This is a genomic window from Formosa sejongensis (genome assembly GCF_033447105.1).
Taxonomy (GTDB): Bacteria; Bacteroidota; Bacteroidia; order Flavobacteriales; family Flavobacteriaceae; genus Formosa.
On the sequence record NZ_JAWQUN010000001.1, the window covers coordinates 447846 to 461273 of the forward strand.

The 13428-nt window shown below is 31.8% G+C and carries 7 protein-coding genes; all 7 read left to right on the forward strand.

Features of this window, described 5'->3' with window-relative positions; genetic code table 11:
• Nucleotide 1 precedes the first annotated feature (1 nt).
• The 7 genes from R6X41_RS01895 to R6X41_RS01925 all read left to right on the forward strand — a co-directional run bounded on the left by R6X41_RS01895 (nucleotide 2) and on the right by R6X41_RS01925 (nucleotide 12553).
• Complete coding sequence (locus tag R6X41_RS01895) at nucleotides 2-1315, forward strand: glycoside hydrolase family 2 TIM barrel-domain containing protein (protein WP_318496962.1); 1314 nt, start codon at nucleotides 2-4, stop codon at nucleotides 1313-1315.
• Nucleotides 1316-1480: 165 nt separating this feature from the next.
• Nucleotides 1481-4939: a hypothetical protein gene (locus tag R6X41_RS01900; RefSeq protein WP_318496963.1), complete on the forward strand. Its 3459-nt coding sequence runs from the start codon at nucleotides 1481-1483 to the stop codon at nucleotides 4937-4939.
• Nucleotides 4940-4954: 15 nt separating this feature from the next.
• Nucleotides 4955-5803, forward strand: a complete 849-nt coding sequence (locus R6X41_RS01905; RefSeq protein WP_318496964.1) for an endonuclease/exonuclease/phosphatase family protein — start codon at nucleotides 4955-4957, stop codon at nucleotides 5801-5803.
• On the forward strand, nucleotides 5803-7083 hold the full coding sequence (locus tag R6X41_RS01910) for a glycoside hydrolase family 5 protein (RefSeq protein ID WP_318496965.1): 1281 nt from the start codon (nucleotides 5803-5805) through the stop codon (nucleotides 7081-7083). Before R6X41_RS01905 ends, R6X41_RS01910 begins: the two co-directional genes overlap by 1 nt.
• A 6-nt stretch (nucleotides 7084-7089) precedes the next feature.
• Nucleotides 7090-9396 (forward strand): glycoside hydrolase family 3 N-terminal domain-containing protein, encoded by a 2307-nt coding sequence (locus R6X41_RS01915; RefSeq protein ID WP_318496966.1) that lies wholly within the window; start codon nucleotides 7090-7092, stop codon nucleotides 9394-9396.
• Nucleotides 9397-9399: 3 nt separating this feature from the next.
• Nucleotides 9400-11235, forward strand: coding sequence for a glycoside hydrolase family 2 protein (locus tag R6X41_RS01920; RefSeq protein WP_318496967.1), 1836 nt, complete (start codon nucleotides 9400-9402; stop codon nucleotides 11233-11235).
• A 37-nt stretch (nucleotides 11236-11272) separates the two neighbouring features.
• Nucleotides 11273-12553, forward strand: coding sequence for a family 16 glycosylhydrolase (locus tag R6X41_RS01925; protein WP_318496968.1), 1281 nt, complete (start codon nucleotides 11273-11275; stop codon nucleotides 12551-12553).
• Nucleotides 12554-13428: the final 875 nt, after the last annotated feature.

Consider the following 13428-nt stretch of genomic DNA (forward strand, 5'->3'; position numbering starts at 1 on the left):
AATGAAAAAATATATAGCATTCTTAATACTTCTTAGTTGTTTGATGGGGTGTAAAAATGAACCAAATAAGGAAGTTGTGGAGAATAAAGAAGGACAAACAGCAAAAGTTACATTACAAAATGTAGATGGAAAGTTTCAGTTACTTGTAAATGAAGAACCTTTTTATATTAATGGAGCGGGCTTAGAATATGGAGATATTCCTTCTTTAGCTGCACACAATGGAAATTCATTTAGAACTTGGAGAACAGATAACGGAGAAAGAAGCGGACAAGAGGTTTTAGACGAAGCTTTGGAAAACGGTTTAATGGTAACTATGGGAATTGAAGTGGCAAGAGAACGCCATGGATTTGATTATGATGATGAGGTTGCTGTACAAGCTCAATTAGATAGTATAAAAGCGCAAGTATTAGCCTTGAAAGATCATCCTGCGTTATTAATTTGGGGAATTGGAAATGAACTGAATTTAAACTCTGAAAACCCTAAAGTTTGGGATGCTGTGAATGAAATTTCAGAAATGATTCACGAAGTAGATCCAAATCATTTAACAACGACAAGTTTAGCTGGGATTTCAGAAAAAGAAGTTACACTAATAAAAGAAAGATGTCCTGATTTGGATATTCTATCTGTTCAAATGTATGGCGACTTACCAAATTTACCGAATCTGATTCGTGAGTATGGTTGGGAAGGCCCTTATATGGTTACAGAATGGGGAGCAACTGGTCATTGGGAAGTGCCAAAAACGGAGTGGGGTGTACCTATAGAAGAAAACAGTACTATAAAAGCTGCAAATTATTTAAAAAGATACAAAGGAGGAATTGAAGCAGATAGTCTACAATGTATAGGTTCATACGTTTTTCTTTGGGGAAATAAGCAAGAACGTACGCCAACTTGGTATGGCGTGTTTTTAGAAAACGGAGATGAAACGGAGTCGGTTGATGTGATGCATTATATATGGAATGGTGAGTGGCCAGCAAACAGAACGCCTCAAATAGTGTCCTTTACAATTAATGATAAAACAGCAAATGACAATGTAGTTTTAATGGCTAATGAAAAGTCTGAAGCATTTGTAATTATCAATGATTTTGAAGATGACAGTATTACTTATACCTGGGAAATTTTACCTGAAAGCACGGATTTAGGTCATGGTGGAGATCATGAATCGAGGCCAAAACCGATTGAAAACTTGTTTGTAAATCAAGAAAATGGAGCACTTACTTTTAAAGCACCAAAAGCGGGGTTATACCGGTTATTTGTGTATGCAAGTGATGGGAATAAACATGCTGCCGCAGCAAATATTCCATTTAAAGTAAATTAATATTGAATTAGAATAACAACGAATAGGTTGTCTTTTAGGATATACATTGTTTAAATCGCGGTTGTTTGTTTCGGTTTTAGCAGCGAATAATTATTTTTTGAATTGTTTTGGTTAATTGTTTGAATCTCTTAATTGGCAATCTATTTTTTTTTAAAACGACCTGAAATGAAAAAGGAGAATATATATATTGGAAACATAAAATCAAAGCTTCAATCCCAAAAAGTAAAAGGGAAAAGTATTGAAATAAATAACGAAACTTTTTTCAAAATTTCGAATAGCAATGTTATGCGTCCGTTTTTTATGAGCATAGTAAGTGACTCCAATCATTGGATGTTTGTATCAAGTAACGGCGGTTTAACAGCGGGTAGAAAAGATTGTGATTCTGCACTATTTCCGTATAATACCGATGATAAAATAACAGAGTCAGTTGAAATTACGGGTAGTAAAACCATTTTTAAAATTCATAAAAAGAAGAAAACCTTACTTTGGGAACCTTTTTCAAATCGTTTTGAAGGTGTTTATAAAATTCAACGGAACCTCTATAAAAATAGCTTCGGCAATAAAATTATTTTTGAAGAAATCAATAAAAGCTTAGGTTTAGCGTATTCATATGAATGGAATTCAAGTAATGTATTCGGTTTTGTAAAAAAGGCAACGTTAACAAATACGTCTTCGAAAAAGAAAAAAATCACCGTTTTAGATGGCTTACAAAATTTGATTCCTTCAGGTTTATCTGCTGATATGCAAAATAGTAAATCAAACCTAGTTGATGCCTATAAAAAAAATGAATTAGAAACTGAAACTGGCTTAGGGATTTATACGTTAAGTGCTATTATTGTTGATAAAGCCGAGCCAAGTGAATCATTAAAATCGACTACTGTTTGGTCTGTTGGTTTTAAAAACCCAATGTATCTAATATCTTCATTACAATTAAATAATTTCAGAAAAGGAAAAGAAATAACACAAGAAGTTGATGTAAGAGCTGAAAAAGGAGCTTATTTCACGGTGTCAGAAATTGAATTAAAAGAGAATTCAGAAAAAAAATGGATGCAAGTAGCCAATGTAAATCAGAGTGCTACCGTAATTACTGAAATTTCAACTAAAATAAAAAATAAGGAATCACTTATTCAAGAAGTGGAACAGGATATTGAATTAGGAACTCAAAACTTGGTTCAATTAACTGGTAATGCTGATGGAATTGAAGTTACTGCTGATGTTTTTAAAGATACACGTCATTTTGCAAACACGTTATTCAACATTATGCGTGGTGGAATTTTTGATGAAAATTATCAGATCGAAGCCGGTGATTTTAAAAAATACATTTCAAAAGCAAACAAAGACGTTTACAGTGAAGTTGAAAACGAGGTGAATTCATTATCAGAAGTATTCACTTTAAAAGACTTACAAGAATTAGCTTCAAAAAATAAAAACACTGATTTTAAACGATTGTGTGCAGAATATTTACCGCTAAAATTTAGTAGACGTCATGGAGATCCAAGTCGTCCTTGGAATAAATTTTCTATCAATACACGCAGTGAAATTGATGGTTCTAAAATTTTAGATTATCAGGGGAATTGGCGTGATATTTTTCAAAATTGGGAAGCCTTAGCACATTCATATCCCGCATTTATTGAAAATATGATTTTCAAGTTTTTAAATGCAACGACTTTTGAAGGTTACAATCCGTATCGCGTTACAAAAGATGGTTTTGACTGGGAAATTGTGGAGCCAGATGATCCTTGGTCATTTATTGGTTATTGGGGTGATCATCAAATTATTTATCTGTTGAAATTCTTAGAGTTTGCTGAAAATTATTATCCAAATCAGTTAGAAAAATATTTTAATGAAGATTTGTTTGTATATGCCAATGTGCCGTATAAAATTAAAAGTTATGAGGATACTTTAAAACATCCAAAAGATACCATTGATTTTGATTACGATTTAGATAGCGAAATCAATAAAAGAAAAGCAGTTTTAGGAGCGGATGGAGCTTTGTTATTAAACCAACAAAATGCTATTTGTAAAGTGAATTTAATGGAGAAATTATTGGCAACGGTGTTGGCAAAAGTTTCCAACTTTATTCCTGAAGCAGGTATTTGGTTAAATACACAACGACCAGAATGGAATGATGCAAATAATGCCTTGGTTGGTAATGGAGTGTCTATGGTAACCTTGTATTATTTACGTAGATTTTTACACTTTTTTGAACAAGTTATAGAAAAAAGTAAGCTATCTGAAACAGAACTTTCTGAAGAAGTAGCGGTGTTTTTTAATACAGTTTTAGAAACGTTGACCAATAACAAACAGTTGTTAAATGGTGCGATTTCAGATGAAAATCGTAAATCTATTTTAGATGGTTTGGGAACTGCAGGAAGTAATTTTAGAACAACTATTTATAAAAATGGATTTTCAGCAAAGAAAAAAACGGTTTCAAAAACCGATTTATTAAGCTTTACAAAAGTGGCATTGGAATTTATAGATCATTCTATAAAAGCAAATAAAAGAGCTGATAATTTGTATCACGCGTACAATTTGATAACTATAAAAAATAAGGAAATTTCAATTGCGTATTTACCTGAAATGTTAGAAGGACAAGTAGCGGTTTTAAGTTCTGGGGAACTTTCTTCAAAAGAAAGTTTAGCGTTGTTAAATGGTTTGAAGAAAAGTGATTTATACAGAAAAGACCAATCGAGTTATTTGTTGTATCCAAACAAACAATTAGCGCGTTTTGTGGGTAAAAATATAATTCCAACAGAGAAAGTTGAAAAATTAAAACTCGTTCACCAATTATTGAAAGTTGGAAATACGCAAATTATAGAAAAAGACATTGAAGGAAATTATCATTTCAATGGAAACTTCAATAATGCAAATAGCGTAAAAGACGCTTTGGCTGAATTACCTGAAAAGGAATATGGAAAGGTTATTAAAAATGAAGCGCCACAATTATTAGCGGTGTTTGAGGAAGTATTCAATCATAAATATTTTACAGGAAGATCTGGAACATTTTATGGTTATGAAGGATTGGGATCTATTTATTGGCATATGGTTTCAAAATTGGCATTGGCGGTACAAGAAATTTGCGTAAAAGCTGTAAATAAGAATGAAAGTAAAGAATTAGTTGATCAATTAATTGCGCATTATTACGAAATAAATGAAGGAATTGGGGTACACAAATCACCAACAGTTTATGGTGCATTTCCAACCGATCCATATTCGCATACACCAGGAGGAAAAGGAGCACAACAACCTGGAATGACAGGGCAAGTAAAAGAAGATTTTTTAAGCAGATTTGGAGAATTAGGGGTTTTAGTTGAAGACGGAAAAATTCAATTTAATCCATGTTTATTAAAAGAAGAAGAGTTCTTGAAATCTCCAAAAACATTTAATTATTGGGATGTAAAAGGAGTTAAAAAGGAAATTCAATTGGAAGAAAACTCTTTGTGTTTTACGTATTGTCAAGTGCCAGTAATTTATCAAAAAGGAGCAGAAAATACATTGACTATATTTTTTGAGGACAATTCGACTATTCAATCAAGAACGTTGAGTATTGATGCGGCTACAAGTACTCTACTATTTGAAAGAGCGGGTGAGGTTGAAAAGGTTACGGTAACTATTAAAAATTAAGGTAAATAATAGTATATGAGAAATTTTATTTTAATAGTATTTACAGTTTTTTTTATTTCAAAAGGAATGAGCCAGGAGTTGTCTTTAATGACCTACAATATCCGTTTAGACATAGCTTCTGATGGTGAAAATGCTTGGCCAAATAGAAAAGAGTTTTTAGTTTCTCAACTTCAGTTTTACAGTCCTGATATTTTTGGAATTCAAGAAGGAAGGCCAAATCAAGTAGCTTATATAAATAAGCAATTAACTGCATTTAGTTTTATTGGAGAAGGAAGAGATGGTGGTGATAATGGTGAGTATTCAGCAATTTTTTATAATAAAAAAAAGTACAAAATGATAGAGCAAGGTACTTTTTGGTTGTCAGAAACGCCCCATGAAATTGGTTTAGGTTGGGATGCTGCTTATCCAAGAGTTTGCACTTACGGATTGTTTGAAAATATAAAAGAAGGGACAAGATTTTGGGTATTTAATACGCATTTAGATCATATTGGTGAAATAGCACGAGTAGAAGGTTTGCAATTAGTTTTAACCAAAATGAAAGCATTAAATACAGATGAGTTACCAACCTTTTTAATGGGTGATTTTAATGCTGAACCAACAAGTAATCCAATTTCAATAGTGAAAAATGAAATGAGAGATAGTAAAGAAATTGCTACTGAAGAATTAATAGGTTCTGTAGGAACATTTAATGATTTTCAATATGATGAAATTTCTACACAAAGAATAGATTACATTTTTGTTTCCAATACTGAAACTATAGAGGTTAAAACATATGGAGTTTTAAATAATTCAAAGGATTTAAAATTTCCATCCGATCATTTTCCTGTATTTGTTAAAATTAAATTAGAAAAGACATATATATAATGAAAAAACAGCTTACTACTTTAATATTAATAGCACTGCTTTCGGTAAATTATTCTTGTAAGCAAAAGGTTGAAGAAAACTCAAAAGAACCAATTTCAATATCAAAAGAAATTAAAAACACCTTGAGTTTTATTAAAACGGATGGAACTAAATTAGTGGATACGTTGGGAAACGAAATTCAGTTAAAAGGAACTAATATTGGAAATTGGTTAGTGCCTGAAGGTTATATGTTTAAAATGGAGCAAGTAAATTCTCCACGTAAAATAGATGAATTGTTATACGAATTGGTTGGTCCTGATAGTTTAGCTGTTTTTTGGAATGGTTTCTTGAAAAATTATATCACGCACGACGATATTAAATATTTAAAAAGGATAGGTGTAAACCATATTCGTTTGCCATTCAATTATAAAATGTTTACTGATGATTTGTATATGGGTGAGCGCAACTCAGGGTTTAAATATTTCGACAAAATAATTGAGTGGTGTAGAGAAGAACAATTGTATATTTTGTTAGATATGCACGCTGCTCCGGGAGGACAAACGGGTGATAATATAGACGATAGTTATGGGTATCCGTACTTATATAAAAGTAAATCTTCACAAGATTTAATGACGAAGATTTGGGTAGAAATTGCAGAGCGTTACAAAAATGAACCCGTGATTATTGGTTATGATTTAGTGAATGAACCCATTGCGCATTATTTTGAAGATGAGTTGGACGATTTAAATCATCAGTTATTTTTATTGTACAGTCGTATTATTAAAGAAATTAGAAAGGTAGATTCGGAACATATGATCTTTTTAAATGGTTCGGTTTGGAGTACTAATTTTGATGTTTTTGAAGACATAGTAGATGATAATATTGTATATGAATTTCATAAATATTGGTTTGAAGTACAGCAAGAAGAAGTTCAATTATATGTTGATTTTAGTGCCGAACATCAAGTGCCAATTTATGTTGGAGAAACAGGTGAGAACACGGATGAATGGGTAGAAGATTTCAGAATTTTATTAGAAGAAAACAATATCAATTGGTGCTACTGGCCGTATAAAAAAATGAATAATACTAAAGGAATTATGAATTTTGAACAGCCAGAAGATTACAATTTAATTATTGAATATGCACAAAGTGATCGTTCTTCATATGCGAAAATTAGAGAAAATAGACCTGATATTGTAAAGGTTCAAAAAGCATTAAATCAATATTTAGAAAATAGTTTGTACCAAAATTGTTTTCCCAATACAGGTTATTCTAAAGCATTAGGTTTTAATGTAAACTAAATTTAAATGAAAAAACTTATACAACTTATTATAGTAGCAACTGTACTGTTTTCTTGTTCAAACATTGAAAATAGTACGGAGACATCAAAAGTAGATAATCTTCAATCTGCAGAGATTGAAACAAAAATTCAAGATATCTTATCTCGAATGACCTTAAAAGAAAAAGCAGGTCAAATGTTAAATATTGGTTTGCCTGCAGTGTTAACGGGCGGTTATTGGGATAAACGTGATAGTGTTGATTTTGATGCTGAAAAATTTAAAAATTTAATTATTGATTTAAATGTTGGTTCCATTCATAACACTCCAGGGTTTTTAGCAAGTAGAGAACAATGGTATCAAATAGTAAAAGAAATTCAAGATTCAGCGATGCAAAAATCGCGTTTGGGAATCCCTGTTTTATATGGAATTGACAATATTCATGGGGCGAATTATGTGAAAGGTTCTGTACTATTTCCACACGAAATTGCAGTTGCAGCGACTTGGAATACTGAATTGTCAAAATTGGGTGCTCAAATTACTTCTTATGAATCTAGAGCGGCATCATTGCCTTGGAATTTTAATCCAAATGCGGATGTTGCTATGAGCCCGTTATGGGGAAGAATTGCAGAAAGTTTTGGAGAAGATCCTTATTTAATTTCCGAAATGGCACAAGCATATGTAGAAGGTTCGCAAGGAGAAAGTTTGGCAAATTCACAAAGTACCGCAGTTTGTTTAAAACATTTTATTGGTTATGGAGCTGGACGAAATGGAAAAGATCGTGCCAATGCCATTATTCCTGAAAACAGTTTGCGTGAGTACTTTTTACCACCATTTGAAAAAGCGATTAACGCTGGTGCTATGGGTGTAATGATTAGTTCTAACGCGGTAAACGGAATTCCTTGTCATATGAACAAATACTATATTACTGATATTTTAAAAGGAGAATTAGGTTTTCAAGGTGTGGTAATTTCAGATTTTAGTGATGTTGAATTTTTAATTGAAGCACACGAAACTGCAAAAGATAAAAGAGAAGCGACAAAATTTGCTGTAAATGCAGGGTTGGATTTGTTAATGAATCCGTACAGTGCCGATGTGGTGGATATTATTGTAGAATTGGTTGAAAGTGGTGAAATTGAAATGAGTAGAATTAATGATGCGGTGACACGTGTTTTACGTTTAAAATTTCAATTAAATTTATTTGAAGATCCTTATAATAACCCAAATGAATATCCAGATTTTGGAAGTGAAAAACATATAGAAGCAAACTACAATACTGCAATTGAGGCGATTACTTTATTGAAGAATGAGGATGCCATTTTACCTTTACTGAAAAACAAAAAAATATTGGTGACGGGGTATGCTTCAAACTCCATAAATATGTTGAATGGTGCTTGGTCTAGAACTTTTTTAGGAAGAGATACCATTTATAACGACCCCACAAAACTCACAATATTAGACGCTATTCAAAAAGAAATAGGTGCAGAGAATGTAGATTTTATTGAAGGAACAGATTATACGGATGATATTAATTCAGATTTAGCTGTTAAAAAAGCCAAAAGTGCCGATTATATTGTGGTTTGTGTGGGTGAAATTCCTGCAACTGAAAAACCTTCAGATATTAATGAATTAGAACTACCAGTTGTTCAACAAGAATTGGTGAAGAAATTAGCCAAAACCGGAAAACCAATCATTTTAGTTATGGCGCAAGGAAGACCTAGAATTATTCGTGAAATTGAACCACTGGTTTCTGGTGTTTTAATGGCGTATTATCCAGGCCAAGAAGGAGGTAGAGCAATTTCAGATGTGCTTTTTGGATCTGTAAATCCAAGTGGGAAATTGCCGTATACCTATCCAAAATATTCAGGAAATATGGTAACCTATTATCATAAAAAAACCGATATAAGAGATACAGATTGGGGTTATGATGGGTTTTATCCTCAGTTTGAATTTGGTTTCGGATTGTCATATACCACTTTTGAATATTCAAACTTAAAAATTAGTAAAGAAACTATAGTTGGTACTGATGAATTTACAGTTTCTATAAATGTGAAAAACACTGGGAAAAGAGAAGGAAAAGAAATAGTGGAGGTTTATGCGAAAGATTTAATAGCAACCGTTTCACCCGATTCAAAAAGATTGATTCGTTTTGATAAAATCAGTTTAAAATCAGGCGAATCTAAAACCGTTGAATTTATAGTTTCAACGAAAGATTTACAAAGTATAGGCCCAGATAATACTTGGGTACTTGAAGAAGGTGAATTTGAAATTCAAGTCGGAGGTAATCCTCAACACTTAATTAAACAAAGAATAAATTATAAACATCAAACAAATTGAGATATGAACAAATTTAAATTATCGCTACTCTTAACTATAGTAGTTTTTGCTGGATTATCAGCACAAGAAAACCTATTGATAAATGTTTATAATCGGCCAGTAACAAGCTTGAATGGTGAATGGAACTACATAGTAGATCCTTATGAAAACGGTTTTTATAATTACCGTTTAGAAGCATTTGAAGATCAAGAAAACCCAGGAAATGGTGCATTTTTCTTGAATGTAAAACCTAAAGATGAATCAGATTTAGTAGAATATGATTTTGATACTTCAGATAAAATTATTGTGCCAAGCGATTGGAATACACAAAAAGAAAATTTGTTTTATTATGAAGGAACTGTTTGGTATAAAAAATCATTCAACTATAAAAAAACGAATGCTACAGATCGCGTTTATGTGTATTTTGAAGCGGTAAACTATGAAGCAGATGTTTATTTTAATGGGAAAAAAATCGGAAAACATATTGGAGGTTTTACGCCTTTTAATTTTGAAGTAACAGATTTATTAGAAGATAAAGACAATTTTTTAATTGTAAAAGTAGATAATAAAAGAACTGCTGAAGGTGTACCAACGCTAAATACAGATTGGTGGAATTATGGTGGAATTACAAGAGATGTGAAATTAGTAGAAGTTTCAACTAACTTTATTGAGGATTACTTAATTCAATTAAATAAAGATGACAACCAACAAATTTCTGGATTTGTACAGTTAAACGGAACTGATATTGCTAAAAAAAATGTACAAATAAACATTCCTGAACTTAAAATAAATAAAACAATTGTAACCAATAACGAAGGGTTAGCTACGTTTGAGGTTAAATCTAAAAAAATTCAATATTGGTCAGGTAAAACCCCTAAGTTATATGATGTAACCGTTTCAACTTCAGAAGATAAAATCACCGATAATATTGGTTTTAGAACTATTAAAACGGAAGGAATTAAGATTTTATTAAACGATGAGCCCGTTTTTTTAAGAGGAATTTCAATTCATGAAGAAAGTCCTTATCGTAACGGTAGAGGTTATTCTGAAGCTGATGCTGAAAAGTTGTTGAATTGGGCCAAAGAATTGGGTTGTAATTATGTGCGTTTGGCGCATTATCCACACAATGAGCATATGGTCCGCCTTGCTGATAAAATGGGGATTTTAGTTTGGGAAGAAAACCCAGTATACTGGACTATTGCCTGGAATAATAAAGATACCTATAAAAATGCTGAAACTCAATTATCAGAATTAATTACGCGTGATAAAAATAGAGCAGCAGTAATTATTTGGTCTATGGCAAACGAAACTCCTACAAGTGAAGCACGAAATGTTTTTCTTGGAAATTTAGCAGCGCACGCTCGTGAAATGGATCCAACGCGTTTAATTAGCGCCGCTTTAGAGCAAAGCGACTTTGAAGGAAATCCGGCGATAAGAACAATAAATGATTCTTTTGCAGATGTGGTTGATGTGCTAAGTTTTAATCAATATGTTGGTTGGTACGATGGTTTACCTGAAAAATGTGGCCAAATAAGTTGGAATATTACGCAAAACAAACCAGTACTTATTTCTGAATTTGGTGCTGGTGCTAAAGTTGGTTTACACGGTAATAAATCTGCACGTTGGACAGAAGAATTTCAAGAAGATGTTTATATACAAACCTTAAAAATGTTAGATGGAATTAAGCAATTACAAGGTTTTTCTCCTTGGGTGTTGGTAGATTTTAGATCTCCAAGACGTGTGTTGCCAAAAATTCAAGATGGTTGGAATAGAAAAGGTTTGATTTCTGAAGACGGGCAAAAAAAGAAAGCATTTTTTGTGTTGCAAGATTATTATGAAGCTAAAAGTACTTCAAACTAGATTTGAAGAAAGTGTATGAATTTAAAAAATAATAATAATGAAAAAATCAATATTTTATAACCTTAGTTTTATTCTTTTTGGGGTTTCCGTTTTAATTTCTTGCGGATCAAAAGAAAAGTCAAAAGAAGTAGTAAAGGAAGCAGTAGAGTCTAAAGTTGTTGAAATAAAAGTAGAGGCAGAAGATTTTACAGCTTCTAGTGAAGATTTTGAAACAATACAATTAAATGACGTTACTTATATTAGCCCAAATTCAGAAGGTTGGGTGGAAGTAGCCGTTAATGTTCCTATTTCAGGACGATATACAACAGCAATTCAACTAAGTTCTGAAGTTGAAAATGCTAGTTTTTGGGTAGAAGATTATGCAGATAATACTGTTGGAAGAACCTATAATATTACAGGAAATATGCTTGTTGAAGATGCTGGTTTTTCTGTAATTAATAGAGATGGAAGTCCGTTGAAAAAAGGAATTCATAAAATGAAAATCCACTTTAATGCTGCTGTAAATATTGATTGGTTAAAATTTACGCTATTAAGAGAAAGTGAAGTAACACCTCAAAATTTAACTCAAAAAACAGATGGAAAAGACTGGAAAGTTGTTTGGGCAGATGAGTTTGAAGGAACTGAAGTTGATACTTCCAAATGGACTTATGATATTGGAAACTGGGGTTGGGGAAATTTTGAAGCGCAATATTACACTGTTGATAGAAAAGAAAATGCGCGTGTTGAAGATGGAAATTTAATTATTGAAGCTCGTAAAAACGATATGGGGCAAGAATGGACTTCAGCAAGGTTAACTACACGTGGAAAAACCAGTTTTACCTATGGTAGAATTGAATTGAGAGCAAAAGTACCTGTAAACAGAGGGAATTGGGCTGCAGGTTGGACATTAGGTGATACTTATATTGATGAATCTTCTTGGCCAGAATGTGGTGAAATTGATATTTTAGAAAGCGTTGGATATGAAATGGATGATGCTACGGGAAATGGAATTGCACATGCGTCGGTTCATTGTAATGCGTATTATTTTAAAATTGGAAATCAAAAAACCTTTATTGTTGATGTGGAGAAAATGAATACAGAATTTCATACGTATGCCATTGAATGGACTCCTGAAAAAATTACAGGTTTTGTAGATGATACTGAGTATTTCTATTATAACAATAATGGAGAAGAAGATGCTTGGCCTTTTGATAATGCACAAAATATTATTTTAAACCTTGCCATGGGAGGTGGCTGGGGAGGAGCACAGGGTATGGATGAAACTATGACTTCTCAAAAAATGATTATTGACTATGTTAGAGTATTGGAATTACAATAAGGTAAATTCTAAATAAAAAAAACATTTAGAAAAAAAACTTAATATAAAATTACTTAAGAATAGTTTAATTATAGTGCTAATAAGTTTAAGTACAATACTTACAGCGCAAGAAGCAGCTTTTTTAAACCTATTACGAAACATTGATTCAAGAGAAAAAACGTCATTAAATGGTATGTGGGACATGATTGTTGACCCACTTGAAAATGGTTATTATAATCATAGGTTACAACCAAAATATTGAAATGATGGAAAACATTGATTTTCTAGCAGGTATATCTCCTTGGATTTAAATGGACTTCCGTTCAGCAAGGCGTCCTTTAAGAAAAATTCAAGATGATTTTAATAGAAAGGGATTAATTTCAGAACAAGGAATGAAAAAACAAGCTTTTTATATTTTAAGAGATTATTATGAAACTAAAAGTAATTCTAATTAATAACAATTATATAAGTGCAATGAAATATTTAAAGATTATCACTATTGTTGTAATTGAATAATTTTAAGCGTATTAAGTGCTGTTCGTCTGAAGTTGGCCAAATCAAATAGGTGGTAAATTAAGAGATCTGTATAAATGTAAGGATGTTTTCGTTTGAAAATTTATGGAATAAAGCAGGTAATTCTGAAAAATAAGTAGAGTATAGGCGCAGTAAAATAATGGTGTGCCGTACAATAGTTCTCTTAAAGAGTAGTTCTATAGAATAGTAAATATTAATAGAAATATGAAAGTAATCTTTAAGGTTAATCAAACAAAATAGGGTCAGATAAAAAAAATTATATATAAAAAAATGAAACTACGTCACAATTTTTTTAATGATGATCGCATTATCAAGTTGTAAAACCAATGAAATGAAAATAAAGAAACAAACGAAATGACTTT

Coding starts and splice junctions, on each gene's coding strand:
- R6X41_RS01895 (WP_318496962.1), top strand. CDS start 2: ATGAAAAAATATATAGCATTCTTAATACTTCTTAGTTGTTTGATGGGG.
- R6X41_RS01920 (WP_318496967.1), top strand. CDS start 9,400: ATGAACAAATTTAAATTATCGCTACTCTTAACTATAGTAGTTTTTGCT.
- R6X41_RS01925 (WP_318496968.1), top strand. CDS start 11,273: ATGAAAAAATCAATATTTTATAACCTTAGTTTTATTCTTTTTGGGGTT.
- R6X41_RS01905 (WP_318496964.1), top strand. CDS start 4,955: ATGAGAAATTTTATTTTAATAGTATTTACAGTTTTTTTTATTTCAAAA.
- R6X41_RS01915 (WP_318496966.1), top strand. CDS start 7,090: ATGAAAAAACTTATACAACTTATTATAGTAGCAACTGTACTGTTTTCT.
- R6X41_RS01900 (WP_318496963.1), top strand. CDS start 1,481: ATGAAAAAGGAGAATATATATATTGGAAACATAAAATCAAAGCTTCAA.
- R6X41_RS01910 (WP_318496965.1), top strand. CDS start 5,803: ATGAAAAAACAGCTTACTACTTTAATATTAATAGCACTGCTTTCGGTA.